The following is a 21,741-nucleotide window of genomic DNA, read 5'->3' on the forward strand; positions in this document are numbered from 1 at the left end:
CCCCCGAACACCCCAACACCCCCAACTAAAACTAATATCAATGCTAAGCTCGATACGCTCTAGTCACTCATCATTCGATGAGTTAGGTGGCATATTACTGAAAAAACTCCCGTCAATTCGAGTACATCCTCTCCTTAGAGTAGATGTTGTCGAATAAGCGGGAGTTTTTTTAAATTAACCGATATGAAGTCTGTCACTAATGAGATTAGCGGAAGGTTTTCCTGTTAGTTTTCCTGTGAGGTGGCTACTTACTTTTAGTGCTTCATTGTGTGTAAATGCTCTCACATCTGAATGGGACTTCTTCCGTAAAAGTAACTCAAATGCTAAGTAGAAGTGCTAATGTTGACTATGAGTACGTTAGTTGCCGCCTGGTATGAACTTTTTCAACCAAGTTCCAAAGCTGGATGGATTGCGAGTTTGGATCAGAACGACACCTTCACCGCGGAAGCGGCATACGAGACCTTCGCCGCTCGTAATGCTGGATAACCAACCTTTAGACGCTTTTTCTATCGTATAGTTCATATAGCCCGGCCAAGCAACTAAATGACCGTTATCGATGATGACTTCTTCGCCATGGCTCAAGTTTAGAGCATGGATCGCGCCATATGAGGAGAGAAACACCGTGCCTCGGCCGCTGATTTCTACAATAAAGAAACCTTCGCCCGATAAGAGCCCCTTGCCTAGGTTTTGCATTTTTGTATTGACCTCTATGCCGCTGGTGCCAGCTAAGAAACCATCCTTTTGCACATAAAGCTTATAGGAGCCGTCGAGTTCAATCGCTTCAATATCTCCGAGAGAAGGAGGGGCAAGGTGGACTTCACCTTGACCCCGATTTGCTGTCATCTCTTGGAAAAAGAACGTCTCTCCGCTTAACATTCTTCCGAGTCCGCGCATAAACCCGCCGTCTGTTGTCCCTTTAAGATCGATGGTAGGGGACATGGACACCATTGCACCCATTTCGGCTTTTACGCTCTCGCCGGGATTGAGCCTCACCTTCAGCATGGCAAAGGCGCCTTTATAAAAAATATCATAGTTCATGTATTAACCTCCTCAAAGGTTTTACCTAAGCAATATCTACTTCGCATCCATCGCAACAAGCTCGCGATGTAAAACTACGCTTCGCATCCATCGCATCAAGCTCGCGATGTAAAACTACGCTTCGTCTCCATCGCATTAAGCATGCAATGTAAAACGAAGCCTCTTAAATTCCATTTAGTCAAGCGGAGGCTGTGTCACGCCTTCGCGCTCTGCTTGTCTGCGATGAGCCATCCGACTTGCTGCAGATGCAGCGATAGCCCCAACGATATCGTCCAAAAATGTATGGATTTCTCCATCGGTTTTGTCGTTCAGCTTGACCAAAATGCCTGGCTTCAGCTTATCGACATATCCGAAATTCGTAAACCCGATGCTTCCATACACATTGACAATGGACAATGCTAAAATTTCATCGCATCCATAAAGACTCTCGTCATGCTTGATCATATCCTGCAGCGGAGCCATAAGCTTGCCTTCCTCAGCGAGGATATCAAGCTGGATGCCGGTCAAAACGGCATTTTGCACCTCGCGCTTCGATAGGACGGCATCAATATGGACGATACAATCCTCAGGCGTTAAGCCAGGGAAATAGTCTTTTTGCAAAAAATGCACGAGCTCGGCGATAGCCAGCTTTGTTACTCCGCGTTTGAGGAGCCATTCGTCTGTAGCCTCAGCCACTTTGCGGCTGTTGAGGCTATAAGTTTCGGGATTGGACATGTTTTTGTTCCCCCTTAGGATTTTATGGACAAAACTGGTCTAAAAAAGGGAAGGGCTCGTATACATAGTACTACAAATAAGGAGTTGTACAAAGCCGCTAGGCAAAACTTGATTAGGGAGGAAAGGTCAATATGATTCAAAAAAGATGGATTAGGGGTGCTGTACTTTCGGGGGTTCTCGTGCTGCCCATTCTTACTTCGGGTTGTGGTCTGTTTTCCAAGCAGACAAGCCAATCAATCGATCCGCCGCAGATTGAGGTTAAGGATGGAGTAGAAGGTGCAGAAACTGGACAGGCAATCGGAGTTGGTGAAGAAGCGCAAATGACGGTATACCTTGAAGACCGTAACGGTTATTTGGCTCCAATCTCACTTCAGACCTCACTCGGAGCGAATGAGCAAGCCGCACAAAAAGCGCTGGAAATGATGGTCGAGAATGGGGCGTACGCAAACCAGCTGCCTGAGGATTTCCGCGCAGTTATCCCGCAAGGCACTCAAATTAAATCGTATAAATACGATAAAGAGCAAAAGCTTGCTAAAGTAGAATTTTCTGAGCCGTTCAGTGACTACAATCCACAGGACGAACGTACTATCGTTGAAGCGATCACATGGACTCTGACAGCTATGCCGGGGATTGAAGGAGTAGAAATTTGGTATGAAGGCGCTAAGCTGCCAGAAATGCCACAAGACGGCTTCCCGCTTGACAATACGCTGACACGTTCAGTGGGCATTAATATCGAAGCGGCAGACGGTGTGAACTATGCGCAATCAACGCCTGTAACGCTGTACTTCTCCGCTCAAACGTTAAACGATGAACAATATTATGTGCCAGTTACAAGACTAGTCGCTCGCTCGGAGACTCCGACGAAAGCAGCGCTGGAACAGCTCATTTCGGGTCCGCTTAACAAAAAAGAGTTGACCAGTGTAATCCTTCCGGATGTACAAGTGAAGGATGTTGTACAGGAAGGTGATGTTGTCACTGTAGATTTGCAGGATGAAGCGTATCAGCAAGGTCAGAAGCTTCCGTCCGAAATGCTTCAGGCGCTCGTTCTTTCTATCACTGAAAATACGAAAGCAGCAACGGTTCAAATTAAAGTAAATGGAGAATCTAATTTTACCGACGAAGCGAATAACTCCTATAGCGAGCCTGTAGGCAGACCGCATCACGTCAATGCTATTAAGTCATAAGAGATAACACCGTAATGTACAAAGAGGCCGATCAAAAGTGAACGCTTTTGAAAAGCCTCTTTTGTGCATTTATTAGCATGTATTCGGTCTGAACGGTTTATTTTAAACAGAAGCAAGCATGCAAAAAACTTCCACCAAACAGCTAAACTTGTACATTCATGATCGCTTCACTTTTCTTTTTCACGGGCAGCGGATGCAATTCACAGGTTACTTTGTTAAAATAGGAAAGATTGCAGGATGGGATACTTTTGTTTTCTAATCGAAAAACGCTAGCACTCAGGAGGAAATTAGAATGAGAAACGATGGTCGGCAACCGAACCAGCTTCGGCCGGTAACCATAACGACAGGTGTCAATAAATACGCAGAAGGATCGGTTCTCATCGAGGTTGGAGAGACGAAGGTCATTTGTACAGCGAGCGTGGAGGATAGAGTACCTCCATTTATGAAAGGGCAAGGCAAAGGCTGGATTACAGCTGAATATGCAATGCTGCCTCGCGCAACACATACACGCAATATTCGTGAAGCGGCTAAGGGTAAGCTGACAGGTCGGACGATGGAAATTCAGCGCCTCATTGGTCGTGCTTTGCGTTCGGTCATTGATTTACAAGCACTAGGTGAGCGGACTATTACGCTTGATTGCGATGTCATTCAAGCCGATGGCGGTACTCGTACGACATCGATTACGGGTGCGTTTATCGCGCTTTCCATTGCAATTAACAAAATTTCCGAGAAGGTTCAATTTGCAAAATATCCGATTACAGATTTTTTGGCGTCGGTAAGTGTAGGCGTCATCCAAGAGAGAGCGCTGCTTGATCTGAACTACGAGGAAGATTCCAAAGCTAAGGTTGATATGAACGTTGTTATGACGGGAAGCGGCAAGTTTGTTGAGGTGCAAGGAACTGGTGAGGAAGCACCATTTTCGCGCGATGAGCTTAACCAATTGCTGCAACTTGGAGAAGAGGGTATTCACGAGTTGATCAGCAAGCAAAAGGATGTTCTCGGTCCTTTGGCGGCGCGAATCGGAGGTTAATATTCTGATGAAACATTCCATATTAAATCATGCTGTTATTGTTGTAGCTACAAAAAATGCAGGTAAAGTGAAGGAATTTGCGCATGCGCTTCAGAAGCTTGATAAATCGGTAGAAAGCTTGCTGGATTATCCGCAAATTCCAGATATCGTGGAAGATGGCGATACGTTTGCCGCCAATGCTCGCATCAAAGCTAAGACGACGGGAGACATTCTTGGCGTTCCTGTGCTGGCTGATGATTCAGGCTTGCGCGTTGCAGCGCTGAATGGCGATCCAGGTGTCTATTCCGCTCGTTATGCAGGTGAGAATGCGACTGACGGTGAAAACAATGCCAAGCTCATTCAGGAGCTTCATCAACTAGCTGATCATGCAGAACGAGAAGAATTGCAAGACGGGTCCAAAATACTGAGCAAAGCGCAGTTCGTATGCGCGTTAGCGCTGTATGATCCGGCGACCGGTTTGTTTCTGGAATCGGAGGGTACAGTGGATGGCGTTATCACGGATAATCCTCACGGCAATGGAGGCTTCGGTTATGATCCCCTGTTTTGGCTTCCTAGCTTGAATCGCGGGATGGCCGAGCTGTCTAAGGAAGAGAAGCAGCAGATCAGCCATCGCGGCGATGCATTAAGAAAGCTCCTTCCGTTGCTTGAGCAAGCATAATAAGTGAAAAAGCAACCCTATCCACGAGCAGCTGAATGCAGCGGCTTTTAGCGGATGGGGTTGCTTTTTTTTGTGATGAGAACAAAAACATTATCTTTGTCAGCTTATGATATGACGACTTTATATTCCTTCAACCATAAATTTACTTGATATAAATAAGCGAATAGCTGCGGACCAGACATCAATTGACCAAACCAAGGGGTGTTCGAGCTTGCGGATTCCGACTCGGTTAGCGCTCTAACCTTTTCTACATTAATTAATGGAAGGAGCGGAGAGCTGGAATCGTTCAGTACATCTAACAAAAGCCCTTTGACTGCGGCCAAATAGTTCGGATTATGCGTTTTAGGATAGGGGCTTTTTTTACGAGTCAATACGTCCTCAGGCAATACACCGCGCAGCGCCTTGCGCAATATTCCTTTTTCGCGATCGCCGGATGTTTTGATCTCCCATGGGATATTCCAAACATATTCAACTAACCGATGATCACAGAAAGGGACACGAACCTCAAGGCCCGCTGCCATGCTCATTCGATCTTTGCGGTCTAGAAGCGTTGGCATGAAGCGGGTAATGTTCAAATACGACATTTGACGCATCTTACGCAGCTGCTCAGATTCGCCATCTAGATGAGGAACCTCTGCTATCGCTTGGGAATAACGATCACCAATGTAGTCAAGCGGTTTAATCCATGCGGCAACGTCAGGTGCGAGCAAATCAGCACGCATAACTGAAGCAAGCGACCAAGGGAAGGTATTGGCATTTAAAGCCTCTTCGCGATGAAACCAAGGATAGCCGCCAAAAATTTCATCGGCAGCTTCGCCTGATATTGCTACGGTTGCATCTTTTTTTATTTCATGGCAAAAGAGCAGCAACGAAGCATCAACATCGGCCATGCCCGGAAGATCGCGAGCAAAGGTGGCTGCTTTTAATGCGCCAACCAAATCAGGTGTATCAAACTGTATAGGGTGATGAATTGTGCCAAGATGCGTAGTCATTCTCTCGATCCATGGCGCATCACTATTAGGCTGGAAGGCATGTGCCTTAAAATGTTTATCGTTGTCCGCATAATCAACAGAATACGTGTGGACATTCCCTTGCCCGTTCTCATTGTAATAATTGACAGCGAGTGAAGTTAGCGCACTGGAATCAAGGCCGCCAGACAGAAGGGTACATACAGGAACGTCCGAAACGAGCTGCCGCTCAACGGTATCTTTTAGCAGCGCTCCTACTTGATCAGCTGTTTCTTCTATATTTTGCGGATGGGGGCTGCTCTCAAGCTGCCAGTACGTAATCGTCTTCACGCCCGCGTGATTGACGGTCATACACTTGCCAGGTCTAAGCTCATTGATTTGCTTATATACTCCATGGCCTGGAGTGCGTGCTGGTCCTAAAATAAAAATCTCAGCAAGCCCTTCCGCTCCAACCTCCGGCTTCACGGCAGGGTGTGCCAATATACATTTTTGTTCGGAGCCAAAAATAAACAAACCGTCCTGTGTGCTATAGAACAGCGGTTTGACGCCAAGCCGATCACGCGCCAGAAATAGTTCTTGCTCTAATACATTCCATATGGCAAAAGCAAATATTCCGTTAAAACGCTCTACGCAAGACTTTCCCCATTCCATAAAAGCGACCAGCAGCACTTCTGTATCGCAATTTGTCGTAAAGATTCTGCCTCTGCTTTCAAGCTCCTTGCGAAGTTCTGGTGCATTGTACAATTCCCCGTTATAGACAACGACATATTTGTCGTCGCCGGTATGGCGAATCATTGGCTGTGCCCCGTTCTCCGGATCAATGACGGATAAACGTCGATGGCCTAAAGCGCAATGAGCTGATATCCACGTACCGGAAGCGTCGGGACCGCGCGGTGCAAGGGTGTCTGTCATCTTCTCTAAGCTTTCACTTTGCTTAGTCAGATCACGGTTCCAGTCGATCCAGCCGGTAATTCCACACATTGATCTCATTCCTCTCTTTTGCTGGTCTCAAAGTAGCGATAATATCAGTTATATGCAGAATAAGGGATAAAATGTCTGTCCGACGGGGGATGCTAGAAGTGGCTGTGAAAAGTAATAAACGCAGGAAGGAGTGTGCGATTGATGGCAGAGCAAGAAGCAGGCAGTGAAGAACGCAAGCATTATTTCGTTTCTGTTCAGGCGGGACAAATATTAGAGGATCCGCAGGCAGCTGCGTATGAGCTTGAGATTATAATGAACGAAAATGAGCATACGAAACTTAGAGAGCTGTTTGATGAGCTGTCCAGCATGGATGAAGCGGAGATGTTTCATTTCTCGCACAGTCCGTTTGGCTCAGCAAGCGACGGCGAAATCAATGCTGGCTACGATCAGTTGATTGAGCGTATTTACAGGCAATTGTATGAGTTTGGAACGGACACGACGAAGCAGCATATCGAATCGATGCAGTTTTTTTAATAAGCAGATAAGCAAGCATAAACAGGGTGTTGCAGAAGCTGAATAGCAGCGGCAACATCCTGTTTTTTTATAAAACAATAAATAAATATAAGATGATTGATACTATAAAAATGAATATGAGTGTTTTTTCCAAATTATATCGCTGCTTTTACGTAATCATTTCTATTATATTGCTGCAAAAAATGATATACTTCTACAAAAAATAGTGGAGGGTTTTCGTTTTGCAAAAGTTAGTTTTTTTTGTCGGAGTAGCGGGGACGGGCAAAACAACGGTAGCTAGAAAGTTGTCTGCTCGCATTCCAGCTGCTTTTCTTGACCGGGATACGATAGGCGGTCGTTTTGTTGAGGCTATATTGGAGTTAAACGGCCTGGATAAAAGAGATCGGGATTCTGATTATTACAAAAAGCATTTGCGTGATTTGGAATATGATACGGCGAAGGACGTATGTATCGAAAATTTGGCTGCTGGTCAAAACGTATTTATGATTTCACCTTTTACGGCAGAACTGAAAAACAAACAGTGGATCGAAGAGGTTGTTGAAGCAGCAGGCCTCACGATGAGCGAGGTAGACGTTAAAGTGGTTGTTGTCACGCTGCTGGATATGGAGCTGCAAAAAAATCGGATCATTGGGCGTCAAACAGAGCGCGATCAGTGGAAACTGGACAACTGGGGCGACTTTGAGAAGCGGATTGAATTTGTTCCGCAAATCAACTGGGATATTCCTAACTCCTCCATCCTCGTGTTTGATAATAGCGGAGAGCTAACGGAAGAGAAAGCCGAGCAATTATTCCAATTTGTTAATGAAAAGCAGGCAACATTATCCGTTTAATATAATAAGAAAAGGCGGCTTTATTTGGGGAATTTCCCTATGAAGCCGCCTTTTTATTTGTGGTTTTGTGATTAAACGGTTTTCAAAAATGATTTCAAACGCTGGATAAAGGCTTGTGCTGCAGCTTTAGGCTCACGTGCTTTATGTGTAATAATGCCATGCGTTAATAGAAGCTCTTGGTTCAAAGGCAATGACAGCAGCGTACCTGCGGCCACCTCTTTAGCTACATTTGATTCTGGTACGAATGAGATGCCCATTCCGCAAGCAACCGTCTGCTTAATGAGCTCAACACTGGAGAAAGACAAATGATCGGCAAGCTCAACATCGACTTCTCTCAGCATATCGCGTCCATAAGTGTGGTAGATACACTGATCCCCGAAGCTAATGAAGGCGTTGTCGTGCAACGCTTGCCATCCAAGCTGCGCGAAGCGCTCTTCCAGCGCAGGAGCACAGATCAGCAAGAGCTTCTCTTCTATTAAAGGTGCAAATAGAAGGTCGTCACGTTCCGGAGGCTTGGGGACAATGCCAAGGTCAGCGCGATGATTTAAGACTTGTGCGGTAATATCATGCTGCAGACCAGGCGTTAAATGCAGCTTGATCTTGGTATATTGCTGGAGAAAGCCGGTTAAAAAATGCGGCAGATGAGAGATGGCAAACGACTCTAGAGCTCCAATTCGAACGATACCAGACGGCATGCCAGACTCCGAGAACGCATCCTGAAGCGAATGTCCAAGCTGGATAAATTGATACGCATAGGGAGCTAGCAGCAAGCCTGCTTCTGTTGGCTCTACGCCGCGCGGCAAACGATGAAATAGCTTTTTGCCGCTTGCTGTTTCCAAATGTCGAATATGTGAGGTTACCGTCGATTGAACGTAACCGAGACGATCAGCGGCACCGCTGAAGCTTTTCTCCTCCAGCACAGCAGTAAATGTAACAAAAAAACGTCCTTCCCAAGACTCCAGCATGTTAACTCCCCTTAGGTATCGGAATTTGAAATGGGTTCCATTGTAAATATTCAATTCTCGAATGATTCCTCTTATGATAGCATGATGTCATAATAAGAGAAACGGGGAATGAAAAATGCTGAGAAATAAAAATTGGAAGCCGCTGGCGGCAGCGGTTGTTGGCACCATTGTTATCGCATTGCTGCTGACCATGGGCGATTTAATGTCGATTACGCTGATGATGGCTCCGTTTGGGGCCAGCTGTGTTATCGTATTTGTTTTGCCAGATAGTCCGCTTGCCAAAGCAAGAAATGTTGTTGGAGGCCATTTGATCAGCACTGGAGCTGGTCTTGTGATGCTGCATCTCTTCGGTGATTCAACATGGATCATTGCACTATCTGTTGGATTGTCCATCCTTCTGATGCAGCTTACAAGAACCGTTCATCCACCCGCAGGTGCTGATCCGCTTGTTGTCATGCTAAGCCATGCCGGGTGGTCCTATCTGTTTACTCCGGTCCTATTCGGAGCGGTGCTGATCGCGCTTGCCGCTTATGGTTATAGGAATTTATTGGCGACCAAGTCAGCAGCTTTGAAGTCATAGAAATAAAAAAAGGGCTGATCCAGTTGGTAAATACCGGAATCAGCCTCTTTTAAATAGATCAGTATATAATAAAAAAACCACCTGAGTAGGCGGCGTTAATGGATATTAATATGGCGTCCCGGAAGAGATTCGAACTCCCGACCGACGCCTTAGAAGGGCGTTGCTCTATCCAGCTGAGCTACCGGGACACAAGAAATAATATAGCACACATCATTAAAATATTGCAAGCACTTTTTTGAATTTATATACTTTTTATTATAAAATAAGATTTATGAGTTGTCGGAATACTACATTTGTTTTTTCTTTTGATTGTACATGGTATAATCGTACGCAAGATTGTCCGAATGAACAAAAGGCGCGACCATAAGGCGGTGTTATCATTACAACTCCCAATGACACACAAGGCGACAACAAGGATAACGTTTACTTGTTCCCTAGCATGCTGGACCATTATCAGGTACAGTTAACCCGTATGCTGGAAGCGGAACAATACGGGGAGGCCAAGGAGTTGCTGCGCTTTTTGCTGCAATGCCAGGGCGAGGATGCTCGCCATTATGAAGAGTGGGACAGCTTACTTACGTGGCTTGACATGGCTTTTCCTGGAGAAGGAAATGATGGAGAAGATTCGGGATTCCTATCGGCCAAGCGAGAGAAGGAAGAGGACGAGGCGACTATGCGCGAGCAGCTACTTAATCCTCCTGATCAAGATGAAGCTTATGTGAACCAAGTGCTCTACATCATGCAAAATCATCCGATGATCGATCAGCAAATTCTTGCTCTTGAACGCGCTGCTTATATTCAGACTCCAGAAGTGGATGATTCCATTAAAAATTGGCTGGTAACCCAGCAGGTTCACCCTGTCGTTCAGTTTAAGGCACTGCAATGCTTGCGCAAGCGGGGTGCTGCCGGTTTACTGACACTGGAGAGACTTGGTGAAACTGTAGAGCTTGATTTGGAAGCGACGCCTCTTTCTATGGATGAATTCCCTTCGCCAATTATTAGGATATTGGAGCGGACAGAGCAGGTTGCCGAGGTCGATGATCCCACATTGCCGCATTTTGCTAGAGAGCTTTGGAAGGAAAGTTTACAGTTTTTGTATGGTACGGCTGCTTATCATTGGATGTTGAGAGAAGACGAGGATACAGTCGATTATTTTGCAGCTGCGCTGCATTTGACGCTGCTTCTTACCGTTTACGGCTCGGCAAACGATGACGATATTCGTGATACATACGGCATTACCGAAGGTTTAAGGTTCCGTTATGAGCAAGCATGCAAGGCGCTTAGACAGGTTGCCGTTTTGCAGCAATCGGGAGAAGATGAGCCAGAGTCTTGATAATCTGGGCTAGCTTGTTTATAATAGAATGGTTTATGAAACGTGATAACTACTGATGCATGAGCATTTTCGGAGGGGAAGGCATAAAATGAAAGCAACTTGGGAAAAAATAGACAAGAACATCGTGTCGATCGACGTGGAGGTAGGGGCGGAGAAAGTCACTGTTGCTCTTGATCAAGCATTTAAGAAAGTCGTTCAAAAAGTAAACGTACCTGGATTCCGTAAAGGTAAAGTGCCTCGCGGCATGTTCGAATCCCGTTTCGGTATTGAGAGCCTGTACCAGGATGCAATTGACATTCTGTTGCCGGATGCTTATTCCGATGCGATCAAAGAAACTAATCTTGAGCCGGTTGACCGTCCTGAGATTGAAGTTGAGCAATTCGCAAAAGGCGAAACATTCAAATTCAAAGCAAAAGTTATCGTTAAGCCAGAAGTTACACTTGGCGAATACAAAGGCTTGGAAGTTGAATCCGTTGTTTCTGAAGTTACAGAAGAGGAAATCGCAGCTGAACTTGAGCGTTTGCAACAGCGTCATGCTGAGCTTACTGTTGTTGAAGAGGGCGCAGCGGCTAACGGCGACATCACAGTTATCGATTTCGACGGTTATGTAGACGGCGAAGCGTTTGAAGGCGGAGCAAGCGAGCGTTATTCACTAGAGCTTGGTTCGAATTCCTTTATTCCAGGTTTCGAAGAGCAAGTGGTTGGCATGCAAATTGGAGATTTCAAGGACATTGAAGTTAATTTCCCTGAGAGCTACCATGCAGAGCACCTTGCAGGCAAACCAGCTGTGTTCAAAGTGAAGCTTCACGAAATCAAACGCAAAAGCTTGCCAACGCTAGACGATGAGTTTGCAAAAGACGTAAGCGAGTTCGATACGCTTGAAGAGTACAAGCAGGATCTCGTTAGCAAACTTAAAGAGCGCAAAGATCAAGAAGGCGAACAAGCTCGCGAAACAGCAGTAGTTGACAAAGCTACGGCAGCAGCAGATGTTGAAATTCCAGAGCCAATGATCGTGACTGAAACGGATTACATGATCAAAGATTTCGAAAACCGTCTTAAAATGCAAGGCATGAACATGGACCTATACTTCCAATTCTCCGGTCAAAACGAATCTGTTCTTCGCGATCAAATGCGCACAGATGCTGAGAAACGCGTTCGCAACAACCTTGTGCTTGATGCAATTGCTAAAGCAGAAAACATCGTTGCAAACGACGAAGATTTGAACGAAGAGCTTGAGAAGCTGTCCAAATCATACAACCGTCCTTCTGCTGAGCTTCGCGACATTTTTGAGAAAAACGGAAATCTTAGCAACTTGCAGGAAGATATTGCACTTCGCAAAACAATTAAGTTCTTGCTTGAAAACAGCAAAGCTGTTTAATAGCCACATAAGAATAATTGAATAAATGCTTCACTCAGGATAAGGCACGTCGTTGATACGTGCCTTATTTTGACCCTACATATGGAAATGTGCTTGTTTTGGAGGCTAAACTCCGTACATATCGAACGGCCGGCGTCGTATAATGTATTAGTGGAAAAATGACATGAATACGATGACGTGTTACAATAAGTAAGTAACCAAAGTCATAAACGAAAAGAGGTTGGTCGCATGAATCTAGTACCGATCGTAGTCGAACAAACGAATCGCGGGGAACGTTCTTACGATATTTACTCCCGTTTGCTGAAGGACCGTATCATTTTCCTTGGGAGCGCAATCGATGATGATGTTGCAAACTCCATCATTGCACAGCTGCTGTTTCTGGCGGCCGACGACCCAGAGAAAGACATTCATCTATACATTAACTCTCCCGGCGGCTCCGTGACTGCGGGAATGGGTATTTTTGATACGATGCAATATATTAAGCCTGAGGTGTCCACGATTTGTATGGGCATGGCAGCAAGCATGGGTTCGCTGCTTCTTACAGCGGGCGCGAAGGGCAAGCGATTTGCGCTTCCTAACGCTGAGGTTATGATCCATCAACCACTTGGCGGCGTACGCGGTCAAGCATCTGATATCAAAATCCATGCTGATTGGATTTTGAAAACGAAACAAAAGCTAAACCAAATTTACGTAGACCGCACCGGACAGCCTTATGAAAAAATCGACCGAGATACCGACCGTGACAACTTCATGAGCGCGGAAGAGGCTCTTGCCTACGGTTTGATTGACAAGGTGATTACTGCACCGGTATCGACGATTTAATCGAAGGGGTGATTACATGTTTAAATTCAACGACGAAAAAGGCCAGTTGAAATGTTCTTTCTGCGGCAAATCGCAGGATCAAGTACGTAAATTGGTTGCCGGTCCTGGCGTCTATATATGCGATGAGTGCATTGAGCTTTGTACCGAAATTGTTGAGGAAGAACTCGGCAATGAGGAAGAGCTTGATCTTAAGGATATTCCGAAACCGAAAGATATCCGGGCTATTCTGGATTCTTATGTCATCGGTCAAGAGTTTGCGAAAAAATCGTTGTCTGTAGCGGTTTATAACCATTACAAACGGATTAATTCCGGAAGCAAAATCGAAGACGTAGAATTGCAAAAGAGTAACATTTTGCTGCTAGGTCCTACGGGCTCAGGTAAAACGCTGCTAGCTCAAACAATGGCTAAAATTTTGAATGTTCCATTTGCAATTGCAGATGCAACTTCGCTAACAGAAGCAGGTTATGTGGGCGAAGACGTTGAGAACATTTTGCTTAAGCTCATTCAAGCTGCCGATTATGATGTGGAAAAAGCGGAACGCGGCATTATTTATATCGATGAGATCGATAAAGTAGCTCGCAAATCGGAAAACCCATCCATTACGCGCGATGTTTCTGGCGAAGGTGTTCAGCAAGCATTGCTCAAAATATTGGAAGGTACAGTTGCATCCGTTCCTCCGCAAGGTGGACGCAAGCATCCGCATCAAGAATTCATTCAAATCGATACAACGAATATTTTGTTCATTTGCGGCGGCGCATTCGATGGCCTCGAATCATTGATCAAACGTCGTATCGGTAAGAAAGTAATCGGCTTTAGCTCTACAGGCGAATTGCAGAAGGATCTTAAAGCTGGTGAATACCTCACGATGGTATTGCCAGAGGATCTGCTCAAATTCGGTTTGATTCCGGAGTTTGTAGGCCGTCTGCCTATCATTTCAACGCTTGAGCCGCTTGATGAGCCTGCACTCGTTCGGATTTTATCCGAGCCGAAGAACGCGCTTGTGAAGCAATATCAGAAGCTGCTTGAAATGGACAATGTGAAGCTTGATTTCGAACCGGCTGCACTTGATGCTATTGCGAAAGAGGCAATTAAGCGCAACACCGGAGCACGCGGCTTGCGTGCGATTATCGAAAGCATTATGCTGGAAGTTATGTACGAGGTACCATCACGCGATGATCTAAGTACATGCCTAATCACAGAGCAAACCGTTCAAGAAAAAATCATGCCTGAGCTTACTGCTAAGAAAAGCAAGAAAAAAGAAGAGAGTGCGTAAGCCAGCACTCCAATATAAGAAGCTATAAGTTTAGGCTTATAACTTAACTTATATATGACCGCGAAACGAGCTGTTTCCGCTACATTGTAATGGAATGGGAGCAGCCGTTTACGCTTGACTACCGTCATTGTTTCCACCCAGCCGCGCGGTTTCTAAAACCGCCAGTCAAAGGGTGGACTTTGCCGTTCATGGGAGAGATAAGCTTATGTACTTACGTCAAGATACGGTACCGGTTAAAGTCGGCAATCTAACGATTGGCGGCAGTAACGAAGTGATTATTCAAAGTATGTGTACGACGAAGACTGCTGATGTCGAAGCTACTGTTGCGGAAATACTAGGACTTGAAGAAGCTGGCTGCCAGCTTGTCCGGGTTACTGTCAACAACAAGGAAGCGGCGGAAGCGATTAAGGAAATCAAGAAACGCATTCATATTCCGCTAGTTGCGGATATTCATTTTGACTATCGTTTGGCACTGCTTGCTATCGAGAACGGCATCGACAAAGTACGGATTAATCCGGGCAATATCGGTCGCCGCGAACGCGTCGAAGCGGTTGTTAAGGCTTGTAAGGAAAAAGGTATTCCGATCCGAATTGGCGTTAACGCCGGTTCATTAGAAAACCATTTGCTAGAAAAGTACGGTTATCCGACGCCGGAAGCAATGGTAGAGAGCGCGTTGTTCCATATCGGTATTTTGGAGGAGCTCGATTTCCACGATATTATCGTATCTCTCAAAGCATCGGATGTTCCAATGGCTATTGCTGCGTACTCGATGGCGGCAAAAGTCATTAAGTATCCGCTCCACCTGGGTATTACAGAAGCTGGAACGCTGCACACAGGCACGATTAAGAGCTCCGCTGGTATTGGTGCTTTGCTCGCGCTTGGCATTGGCAACACGCTGCGTATCAGCCTTAGCGCTGACACGGTAGAGGAAGTCAAGGTTGCACGTGAGCTTCTTAAGACCTTTGGTCTAATTACAAATGCTGCAACACTCGTTTCCTGCCCTACTTGCGGTCGTCTAGATATCGATCTGTTTTCGATTGCAAATGAGGTAGAAGATTATATTTCAAAAATTAAAGTGCCAATCAAGGTTTCTGTGCTTGGTTGTGCGGTCAATGGTCCAGGCGAGGCTCGTGAAGCGGATATCGGTATCGCTGGCGCTAGAGGCGAGGGCATGCTTTTCCGTTACGGGGAGCTCATTCGCAAGGTGCCAGAAGCTGAATTGCTGTCTGAGCTAAAGAAGGAAATTGACGAAATCGTACGCGTTTTTGAAGCGACTGGCGAAATACCTGGCCGCAAGCATCATACACCTGCATAATCATTTATGAAAAGGTTTATTTACGTCATTTGCAGACGTGAGTAAGCCTTTTTTTTTGTTGATAAAAAGGAGGGAAGTTTTGTTTAACTCTTCCTATGATAAATGTGATGTTAGGTTTATATTGAACTTTATTCATTTCGTGATAATAGGATATTCCTCAAAGTGACGAGCTTCGCTAAAGTAATTTCCCCTTTCCCAAGCCGAGGATTCAAAATAAAGAGAATTGCTTGTGAAAAATAACAGCATTAACGGTTATTACCACATCGTAGAGGCAATACTATTTTATACGCATGTTTATTAAGGTTAGCTATGTACATTGAAATCAACAAAGCAGGTCTAAGTTCTTCTCTTAAGCCTTCTTGTAGTTACATGATGAGCTAGAAAGGTGAAAATGAAGCAAGATATTTAATTATTATTTCCATTTAAGGATTATATTCCTGCGGAAATGATCGTTACTATTCAAATGGCTGCAGCCGTTTACGCTTGAAATATAAGAATGAAAATAGCTGATTATTTTCATAAGAATCTTATATTTCTACGCGAAACGAGCTTACACTATTTCATCGGCTACAGCCGTTTACGCTTGAAAGGAGCGGATTACTAATGAGTTTAAGTGTTGTATTAATGTTGATTCAAGTGTTTTTTGCAGTTGTTATCGGCTTGTATTTCTGGAATTTGCTGCGCAATCAGAAGACGAACCGCTCGGCCGTTGATCGCGAGTCTCGCAAGGAGATGGACAAGCTCAGAAAGCTTAGGAGTGTATCGCTTACGAAGCCTCTATCAGAGAAGACAAGGCCGCAGGCGATGCAGGACATCGTTGGCCAGCGTGACGGTCTGCGTGCCTTGAAGGCGGCGCTGTGCAGCGCAAACCCGCAGCATGTTATCATTTATGGCCCTCCAGGTGTCGGGAAGACCGCTGCGGCGCGTGTCGTGCTGGAGGAAGCCAAAAAAAATCCTTCCTCGCCGTTTTTGCCTGAAGCGAAATTTACAGAGATCGATGCGACAACCGCTAGGTTTGATGAGCGCGGAATAGCTGATCCGCTAATCGGCTCGGTTCATGATCCTATTTATCAAGGTGCAGGTGCGATGGGTGTAGCAGGTATCCCTCAACCTAAGCCAGGTGCTGTGACGAAGGCGCACGGCGGGATCTTGTTTATTGACGAAATAGGTGAATTGCATCCGATTCAAATGAATAAATTGTTAAAAGTACTGGAAGATCGTAAAGTGTTTCTGGAGAGCGCGTATTATAATTCGGAGGATTCGAATATACCAGTGTATATTCATGATATTTTCCAAAACGGCCTGCCTGCTGATTTCCGTCTAGTCGGTGCAACAACGCGGTCGCCGCAGGAAATTCCGCCAGCTATCCGTTCGCGCTGTATGGAGGTGTTTTTTCGTCCGCTGCTTGCTGAGGAAATTGGCTTAGTGGCTGAAAACGCAGTGAAAAAAATCGGCTTTGCACCTTGTCCTGAAGCGATCGATGTCGTCAAGCGATATGCGACGAACGGACGTGAGGCGGTTAACGTCATTCAGCTTGCCGCGGGTGTTGCTCTATCCGAAAAAAGGGACAGCATCGCTGCGGGCGATATTGAATGGGTTGTGAACAGCAGTCAAATTCCACCGCGTCCTGATCGCAAGGTGCCGGATGCACCGCAAATCGGTTTCGTAAATGGCCTTGCTGTATATGGTCCAAATATGGGCACGCTGCTCGAAATCGAAGTAAGCGCAATTCCTGCTGCTTCTGGCAAAGGTTTGTTTACAATTACAGGCGTTGTAGACGAGGAGGAGCTTGGCGGAGGATCGCGGACGCTAAGAAGAAAAAGTATGGCAAAGGGTTCAGTCGAAAACGTAATTACGGTTTTGAGACGTAGCGGGCTTAACCCGCAGGACTTTGACTTGCATATCAACTTCCCTGGCGGTACGCCGATAGATGGCCCTTCTGCCGGTATTGCGATGGCAACAGCTATTACATCAGCAATAAAAGGCATTCCAATTGACAATAAACTGGCCATGACAGGTGAAGTTGGCATACATGGAAACGTAAAACCTGTTGGCGGCGTATTAGCTAAAGTTGAGGCAGCTTTCCAAGCTGGTGCTAAAACAGTCATTATTCCAAGGGAGAACTGGCAAGCGATTTTTGCAGACTTGGAAGGTCTTAAGGTCATTCCTGTCGAAAAGGTGGAAGAAGTGTTCAAGTTTGTGTTCCCAGATACTGAAGTGTCCCCTGTGCGGGTCGAAGCTCCGCTTGGAACCGATCTTTTTATCGCTTCAGCCGTTCCGTATTTGCAGGCTGATTCCGTAGAATGATAAACTAGGGTAGACGTTAACAATTGGAGGTGCTGGTGTGGGACCTAGTAAATCGAAAGGTCGTCGGCTGCCCTTGCTTCCGCTTAGAGGGCTACTCGTTTATCCCAGCATGGTGCTCCACCTTGATGTGGGTAGGGACAAATCGGTTCGAGCGTTAGAACGCTCGATGGTCGAAGATCATATGATATTGCTTTGTTCACAGTCTGAAGTGAACATTGAGGAGCCGACTGAGGAAGATATATATAAAGTTGGCACCATAGCAAAAGTAAGGCAAATGCTGAAGCTGCCTAACGGCACGATCCGTGTGCTGGTGGAAGGCGTATCGCGTGCTGAGATTTTGGACTATTTGCCGAACGACGAGTTTTATGAAGTATCTGTAAAAGAATTGCCGGAGCAGGAGACGGATGATCCTGAAGTCGATGCGCTTATGCGCTCGGTCTTAAACCAATTCGAGCATTATATTTCATTATCAAAGAAGGTTACGCCTGAAACCTACGCGGCGGTTTCCGACATTGATGATCCGGGCCGCCTTGCGGATGTCATTACGAGCCATCTTTCGCTGAAAATCAAGGATAAGCAGGATATTCTTGAAACCGTAGATGTCGGAGCTCGACTAGAGAAGCTGCTCGACATCTTAAACAACGAGCGCGAAGTGCTGGAGCTCGAGCGCAAAATAAACCAACGCGTCAAGAAACAGATGGAAAAGACGCAAAAGGAATATTATTTGCGCGAGCAAATGAAGGCGATCCAGAAAGAGCTCGGAGAGAAGGAAGGCCGTGCTGGCGAAGTTGAGGAGCTGCGTGCGCAGCTGGCTGAGGCAGGCGTGCCTGATCTCGTGAAAGAGAAGATCGAGAAGGAAATTGATCGACTCGAGAAAATGCCGTCCACCTCTGCAGAAGGCGGCGTTATTCGCAATTATATCGATTGGCTGCTTTCTTTGCCTTGGAGCAAAACGACCGAAGATGATTTGAGCTTGAGCAAAGCCGAAGCGATTCTTAATGATGACCATTATGGCCTAGAAAAGCCGAAAGAGCGGGTGCTTGAATATTTGGCGGTTCAGAAGCTTGTCAAGCAGCTAAAGGGTCCAATCCTTTGCTTGGTAGGCCCGCCGGGTGTTGGTAAAACCTCGCTTGCCCGTTCAATTGCCAAGTCGCTTGGTCGTAAGTTTGTGCGTATCTCGCTTGGCGGTGTACGAGATGAAGCAGAGATCCGCGGTCACAGGCGGACTTATGTAGGCGCTATGCCAGGAAGAATTATTCAAGGCATGAAGACAGCAGGTTCTTCAAACCCTGTATTTTTGCTGGATGAGATTGACAAAATGGCGATGGATTTCCGTGGAGATCCAGCTTCAGCACTTCTAGAAGTGCTCGATCCGGAACAAAACAACACGTTCAGCGATCATTATGTAGAAGTGCCATTTGATCTATCTAATGTGATGTTCGTAACGACCGCGAATGCGATGCACAATATTCCTCGTCCGCTGCTTGATCGGATGGAGGTCTTGTATATTCCAGGATATACGGAGCTTGAGAAACTGCAAATCGGAAATCGTTACCTATTGCCGAAGCAGAAAAAGGAACATGGCTTGACCGAGGAGCAGCTCATTGTCTCGGAAGACGTATTGCTCCAGCTGATTAGGGAATATACGAGAGAATCCGGTGTTCGTAATCTAGAGCAGCAAATTGCAGCAGTGTGCCGTAAGGCAGCGAAACGATTTGTTGCAAATGAGCAAACGGAATCCACCGAGCCATTTGAAGTTACGAGTGAGGAGCTCAAGGAATTGCTGGGGCCATCGAAGTTCCGTTATGGCCTTGCTGAGAGCGAGAATCAGATCGGAGCGGTGACTGGTCTTGCATGGACTGAGGTAGGCGGAGATACGCTTGTCATTGAAGTCACAGTAATGCCGGGTAGCGGAAAACTAACGTTAACTGGTAAACTAGGTGATGTCATGAAGGAATCTGCTCAAGCGGCATTCAGTTATACACGCTCGAAAGCGATTGAGCTGGGCATTGACCCAAGCTTTCATGAGAAAAATGATATTCATATTCATATTCCAGAGGGTGCGATTCCAAAGGATGGTCCATCAGCCGGCATTACGATTGCAACTGCGCTTATCTCCGCGCTTACAAACCGCTATGTGGATAAGGAAGTAGCGATGACGGGCGAAATTACGCTCAGAGGCCGCGTGCTTCCGATTGGCGGTTTGAAGGAAAAATCGCTGGCAGCACATCGTGCAGGCATTCGCAAAATATTGTTGCCGAAAGAAAATGAACGGGATCTAGGGGATATTCCCGATAGCGTACGACATGATATGCAATTTTTTCCTGTCAGTCATATGGATGAAGTGCTGCAGCATGCGTTGCTTCCGGTTCAAACGGAAGAGAAAGCAGGTACAACGATTTTATGAAAATTACACAAGCAGAATTCATCATCAGCGCAGTAAAACCACATCAATACCCAGAGGACGCCTTGCCAGAGATAGCTCTGGCAGGGCGTTCGAATGTAGGAAAATCTTCATTGATTAATAAACTTATTTTACGCAAAAACTTAGCTAGAACGAGCTCGCAGCCCGGCAAAACGCAGCAGCTTAATTACTACCGCGTGAATGACCTTATTTATTTGGTTGATTTTCCGGGGTATGGCTATGCTAAGGTTTCGAAAACTCAGCGCTTGCAGTTTGGCGAAATGATCGAACGTTATATCCGTGACCGTGAGCCGCTTAAGCTTCAGCTGCTGGTCATCGATATTCGTCATGAGCCGTCTCTGCTCGATCAGCAAATGTACAAATGGTTGAAGCATTATGAAATCCCGACATGCGTCGTTGCGACCAAGGCGGATAAAATTCCGAAGTCGAAATGGGACAAGCATATTAAAATGATCAAAAAAACGCTTGAAGTCGACCCAAGCGATTCCGTCGTATTATTCTCGTCTGAATTAGGGCTTGGACGCGAGCAACTATGGGACATCATAACCGAAGCGATTGCTACATGAGGTAGCAAGACCAGCAAGTTATTCTATAAAGCAGAGGATTTAGTGAAATAGTCGGCTTTCCTCGTGAATTCTTCCGTTATTTTGTGGAATATGCGAGAATATCGGGGATGAACGACAGGAATAAAATGATAAGATCACGTATAATATACTTAAGCAACAAGACCAAAGTTAAAGACCAAAGCGTGCAAGTTCAAAGAATTGAGGAGATTTTTATGGCTAAGCGGCTAGCCACAGAGTATGTAAATGCCAAACTGCAATTGACGAATGAAGAGATGGCTGAGTTTATCCGTTCATTTGAAGAGCAACAAATACACCTTCAGGTGTTGGTGCTTGACAATGGGAATCAGGAGCTCGTTCTCGAAGATGTAGCAGGGAGGGAAGAAGTCCGACTGACCTTTGAACGTCAACAAGACTATTACGTGTGCGTATTATCTTGCCGTCTTGTGCAACCGAGGCTGACCAATGCTATGCGAAAAGCTCTTTCAGCTTTCCGCGGCAACGCGATCGTCAACCGAATCTACAGTCATTATACGATGATCTATCATTATAAGAATGGTTCCGTTCACCAAATTGTCGAAAGCTCGAGCACAGGGGAGCGCATTGTATTCGAATTCAAGGATACACTTGGCCAACTGGAGCGTGTGTTCCAAAGTCGTTTGATCGAGCGGGAAATCGGATTGTTAAGTAATGCAGTCAATGAATTGCTAGATCTTCGCAACCAAACGAAGGATGCTGAAGAAATTAGCAAAATCGATGATCGTTTAACCGATCTGACTCGCAAGCTCTTCATCCTTGAAGCTTAAACCATTTAGGAAATCTTGATTAAAGAGGCTGCTTTCGCAGCCTCTTTTTTTTGTTTTCAAAATATTGCATCTATGAATTTTGCAACATTTTGCGTGT

Annotated in this window: 19 protein-coding genes and 1 tRNA gene; 15 read left to right on the forward strand and 5 right to left on the reverse strand. The window is 45.7% G+C overall.

The window, feature by feature from the left end; translation table 11 throughout:
* Positions 1–357: 357 nt before the first annotated feature.
* Together BK120_RS32605 and BK120_RS32610 are read right to left on the reverse strand one after the other, a co-directional pair.
* A complete protein-coding gene (locus BK120_RS32605) occupies positions 358–1,038 on the reverse strand; it encodes a TIGR00266 family protein (RefSeq protein WP_076271638.1) in 681 nt (226 codons plus the stop codon).
* Between the two features lie 174 nt (positions 1,039–1,212).
* Positions 1,213–1,752 (reverse strand): phosphatidylglycerophosphatase A family protein, encoded by a 540-nt coding sequence (locus BK120_RS32610; RefSeq protein WP_076271639.1) that lies wholly within the window; start codon positions 1,750–1,752, stop codon positions 1,213–1,215.
* 131 nt (positions 1,753–1,883) lie between these two features.
* Between BK120_RS32610 and BK120_RS32615 the strand changes: the two genes are divergently transcribed.
* From BK120_RS32615 to rdgB, 3 genes are all read left to right on the forward strand, one after another.
* The gene (locus BK120_RS32615) at positions 1,884–2,936 is read left to right on the forward strand and encodes a GerMN domain-containing protein (RefSeq protein ID WP_076271640.1); all 1,053 of its coding nucleotides are present in this window, start codon (positions 1,884–1,886) and stop codon (positions 2,934–2,936) included.
* 292 nt (positions 2,937–3,228) lie between these two features.
* Positions 3,229–3,966 (forward strand): ribonuclease PH, encoded by a 738-nt coding sequence (gene rph, locus BK120_RS32620; protein WP_076271641.1) that lies wholly within the window; start codon positions 3,229–3,231, stop codon positions 3,964–3,966.
* A 7-nt stretch (positions 3,967–3,973) separates the two neighbouring features.
* Complete coding sequence (rdgB, locus tag BK120_RS32625; protein ID WP_076271642.1) at positions 3,974–4,624, forward strand: RdgB/HAM1 family non-canonical purine NTP pyrophosphatase; 651 nt, start codon at positions 3,974–3,976, stop codon at positions 4,622–4,624.
* A gap of 104 nt (positions 4,625–4,728) precedes the next feature.
* Here the strand turns inward: rdgB and asnB are convergent, their stop codons facing one another.
* On the reverse strand, positions 4,729–6,573 hold the full coding sequence (gene asnB / locus BK120_RS32630) for an asparagine synthase (glutamine-hydrolyzing) (protein ID WP_076271643.1): 1,845 nt from the start codon (positions 6,571–6,573) through the stop codon (positions 4,729–4,731).
* A gap of 141 nt (positions 6,574–6,714) precedes the next feature.
* Here asnB and BK120_RS32635 point away from each other — a divergent pair, with 141 nt between their 5' ends.
* Positions 6,715–7,047 (forward strand): hypothetical protein, encoded by a 333-nt coding sequence (locus BK120_RS32635; RefSeq protein WP_076271644.1) that lies wholly within the window; start codon positions 6,715–6,717, stop codon positions 7,045–7,047.
* 221 nt (positions 7,048–7,268) lie between these two features.
* Positions 7,269–7,877, forward strand: a complete 609-nt coding sequence (locus BK120_RS32640) for a P-loop nucleotide/nucleoside kinase family protein (protein WP_076271645.1) — start codon at positions 7,269–7,271, stop codon at positions 7,875–7,877.
* Positions 7,878–7,948: 71 nt separating this feature from the next.
* Here BK120_RS32640 and BK120_RS32645 read toward each other — a convergent pair whose 3' ends face one another.
* On the reverse strand, positions 7,949–8,842 hold the full coding sequence (locus BK120_RS32645; protein ID WP_076271646.1) for a LysR family transcriptional regulator: 894 nt from the start codon (positions 8,840–8,842) through the stop codon (positions 7,949–7,951).
* 115 nt (positions 8,843–8,957) lie between these two features.
* Between BK120_RS32645 and BK120_RS32650 the strand changes: the two genes are divergently transcribed.
* Positions 8,958–9,422 carry an HPP family protein gene (locus tag BK120_RS32650; RefSeq protein WP_076271647.1) on the forward strand — a complete coding sequence of 155 codons (465 nt, stop codon included), beginning with the start codon at positions 8,958–8,960 and terminating at the stop codon, positions 9,420–9,422.
* A gap of 111 nt (positions 9,423–9,533) precedes the next feature.
* Here BK120_RS32650 and BK120_RS32655 read toward each other — a convergent pair.
* A tRNA-Arg gene (locus BK120_RS32655) sits at positions 9,534–9,610 on the reverse strand.
* Between the two features lie 239 nt (positions 9,611–9,849).
* On the opposite strand from BK120_RS32655, the gene BK120_RS32660 reads away from it, so the two are divergent.
* The 9 genes from BK120_RS32660 (at position 9,850) to BK120_RS32700 (ending at position 21,644) form a co-directional block, all read left to right on the forward strand.
* Positions 9,850–10,755 carry a hypothetical protein gene (locus tag BK120_RS32660; protein WP_256711093.1) on the forward strand — a complete coding sequence of 302 codons (906 nt, stop codon included), beginning with the start codon at positions 9,850–9,852 and terminating at the stop codon, positions 10,753–10,755.
* An 88-nt stretch (positions 10,756–10,843) separates the two neighbouring features.
* Positions 10,844–12,133, forward strand: a complete 1,290-nt coding sequence (tig, locus tag BK120_RS32665) for a trigger factor (RefSeq protein WP_076271648.1) — start codon at positions 10,844–10,846, stop codon at positions 12,131–12,133.
* Positions 12,134–12,361: 228 nt separating this feature from the next.
* On the forward strand, positions 12,362–12,955 hold the full coding sequence (gene clpP / locus BK120_RS32670; RefSeq protein ID WP_053374767.1) for an ATP-dependent Clp endopeptidase proteolytic subunit ClpP: 594 nt from the start codon (positions 12,362–12,364) through the stop codon (positions 12,953–12,955).
* Positions 12,956–12,971: 16 nt separating this feature from the next.
* Positions 12,972–14,228: an ATP-dependent protease ATP-binding subunit ClpX gene (clpX, locus tag BK120_RS32675; RefSeq protein ID WP_076271649.1), complete on the forward strand. Its 1,257-nt coding sequence runs from the start codon at positions 12,972–12,974 to the stop codon at positions 14,226–14,228.
* A 205-nt stretch (positions 14,229–14,433) separates the two neighbouring features.
* Entirely contained in the window at positions 14,434–15,543 is a 1,110-nt protein-coding gene (ispG, locus tag BK120_RS32680) for a flavodoxin-dependent (E)-4-hydroxy-3-methylbut-2-enyl-diphosphate synthase (protein WP_076271650.1), read from the forward strand.
* 603 nt (positions 15,544–16,146) lie between these two features.
* On the forward strand, positions 16,147–17,850 hold the full coding sequence (gene lonB / locus BK120_RS32685; RefSeq protein ID WP_076271651.1) for an ATP-dependent protease LonB: 1,704 nt from the start codon (positions 16,147–16,149) through the stop codon (positions 17,848–17,850).
* A 37-nt stretch (positions 17,851–17,887) separates the two neighbouring features.
* Positions 17,888–20,257 (forward strand): endopeptidase La, encoded by a 2,370-nt coding sequence (lon, locus tag BK120_RS32690; RefSeq protein WP_076271652.1) that lies wholly within the window; start codon positions 17,888–17,890, stop codon positions 20,255–20,257.
* Positions 20,254–20,841 (forward strand): ribosome biogenesis GTP-binding protein YihA/YsxC, encoded by a 588-nt coding sequence (gene yihA, locus BK120_RS32695; RefSeq protein ID WP_076271653.1) that lies wholly within the window; start codon positions 20,254–20,256, stop codon positions 20,839–20,841. The genes lon and yihA overlap by 4 nt, the downstream gene beginning before the upstream one ends.
* A 212-nt stretch (positions 20,842–21,053) precedes the next feature.
* Complete coding sequence (locus BK120_RS32700) at positions 21,054–21,644, forward strand: non-ribosomal peptide synthetase module (RefSeq protein WP_076271654.1); 591 nt, start codon at positions 21,054–21,056, stop codon at positions 21,642–21,644.
* The last annotated feature ends 97 nt before the right edge of the window (positions 21,645–21,741 follow it).

The sequence above is a fragment of the Paenibacillus sp. FSL A5-0031 genome (assembly GCF_001956295.1).
In the GTDB taxonomy this organism is placed as follows: domain Bacteria; phylum Bacillota; class Bacilli; order Paenibacillales; family Paenibacillaceae; genus Pristimantibacillus.

Bases quoted from the DNA above. Each gene is read 5' to 3' on its own strand.
- BK120_RS32650 (WP_076271647.1), top strand. From the start codon at position 8,958: ATGCTGAGAAATAAAAATTGGAAGCCGCTGGCGGCAGCGGTTGTTGGC.
- BK120_RS32605 (WP_076271638.1), bottom strand. From the start codon at position 1,038: ATGAACTATGATATTTTTTATAAAGGCGCCTTTGCCATGCTGAAGGTG.
- asnB (WP_076271643.1), bottom strand. From the start codon at position 6,573: ATGTGTGGAATTACCGGCTGGATCGACTGGAACCGTGATCTGACTAAG.
- clpP (WP_053374767.1), top strand. From the start codon at position 12,362: ATGAATCTAGTACCGATCGTAGTCGAACAAACGAATCGCGGGGAACGT.
- rdgB (WP_076271642.1), top strand. From the start codon at position 3,974: ATGAAACATTCCATATTAAATCATGCTGTTATTGTTGTAGCTACAAAA.
- rph (WP_076271641.1), top strand. From the start codon at position 3,229: ATGAGAAACGATGGTCGGCAACCGAACCAGCTTCGGCCGGTAACCATA.
- lonB (WP_076271651.1), top strand. From the start codon at position 16,147: ATGAGTTTAAGTGTTGTATTAATGTTGATTCAAGTGTTTTTTGCAGTT.
- BK120_RS32635 (WP_076271644.1), top strand. From the start codon at position 6,715: ATGGCAGAGCAAGAAGCAGGCAGTGAAGAACGCAAGCATTATTTCGTT.
- tig (WP_076271648.1), top strand. From the start codon at position 10,844: ATGAAAGCAACTTGGGAAAAAATAGACAAGAACATCGTGTCGATCGAC.
- clpX (WP_076271649.1), top strand. From the start codon at position 12,972: ATGTTTAAATTCAACGACGAAAAAGGCCAGTTGAAATGTTCTTTCTGC.
- yihA (WP_076271653.1), top strand. From the start codon at position 20,254: ATGAAAATTACACAAGCAGAATTCATCATCAGCGCAGTAAAACCACAT.
- BK120_RS32700 (WP_076271654.1), top strand. From the start codon at position 21,054: ATGGCTAAGCGGCTAGCCACAGAGTATGTAAATGCCAAACTGCAATTG.
- BK120_RS32610 (WP_076271639.1), bottom strand. From the start codon at position 1,752: ATGTCCAATCCCGAAACTTATAGCCTCAACAGCCGCAAAGTGGCTGAG.
- BK120_RS32645 (WP_076271646.1), bottom strand. From the start codon at position 8,842: ATGCTGGAGTCTTGGGAAGGACGTTTTTTTGTTACATTTACTGCTGTG.
- ispG (WP_076271650.1), top strand. From the start codon at position 14,434: ATGTACTTACGTCAAGATACGGTACCGGTTAAAGTCGGCAATCTAACG.
- BK120_RS32615 (WP_076271640.1), top strand. From the start codon at position 1,884: ATGATTCAAAAAAGATGGATTAGGGGTGCTGTACTTTCGGGGGTTCTC.